The sequence below is a fragment of the Caldisericum sp. genome (assembly GCF_049967455.1).
Classification (GTDB): Bacteria; Caldisericota; Caldisericia; order Caldisericales; family Caldisericaceae; genus Caldisericum; species Caldisericum exile_A.
Window position 1 is genome coordinate 1 of record NZ_JBMFSR010000123.1, and the last position, 574, is coordinate 574.

At 30.5% G+C, this 574-nt stretch carries 1 protein-coding gene and 1 pseudogene; one reads left to right on the forward strand and one right to left on the reverse strand.

The annotated features are described in order from the left end of the window. Positions 1-19: 19 nt before the first annotated feature. The gene (locus tag ACP5SP_RS08125) at positions 20-214 is read left to right on the forward strand and encodes a hypothetical protein (protein ID WP_428006665.1); all 195 of its coding nucleotides are present in this window, start codon (positions 20-22) and stop codon (positions 212-214) included. A gap of 102 nt (positions 215-316) precedes the next feature. Here the strand turns inward: ACP5SP_RS08125 and ACP5SP_RS08130 are convergent. Then, positions 317-574, reverse strand: a pseudogene (locus ACP5SP_RS08130) (DeoR/GlpR family DNA-binding transcription regulator); the annotation flags it as partial.

Consider the following 574-nt stretch of genomic DNA (forward strand, 5'->3'; position numbering starts at 1 on the left):
GAAGTGATAAAATAAAATCATGATACCAAAACAACAGAGATTATCGGATGAAGAATTAAAAAAACTTATAGAACTCTACGACAGCGTCAAAGAAAAAAGGACCCTTATAAAGGATAAACTCATGAGAGAAAACATATTTGTTTGGGCCACAATTTTCTTTTTAATTTTAAAGATCTTAAGAGTATTCAAATCCAATTTCAACTACCATGTCTAAATACATCCTTCTGGACGATATTCCTTTAACACTTCAAAACACCTTATCTTTTGTTTTAAAAGACCTTGCCTTGGAGTTTTGGAAAGTTTTCCCTAAATGAATTCACTCTTTAAAAAGGATAGGAATTCCTATCTCTTTGAGTTGCTTTTCAATATTAAAAGGCACTGGTGAATCTGTTATAATTGCATCAAAAACCCCTATATCTGTCACTTTTATAAACATATTTTTGCTACATTTAGTGTGGTCTGCTAAAAGGTATTTCTTTTTTGATAATTCAATCATTTTTCTTTTTATTGCCACCTCGAAATTCGAGGAATTAAAAGTTCCATCTAAATTCCAACCATCAGTTGCTATAAATGC

Coding starts and splice junctions, on each gene's coding strand:
- ACP5SP_RS08125 (WP_428006665.1), top strand. CDS start 20: ATGATACCAAAACAACAGAGATTATCGGATGAAGAATTAAAAAAACTT.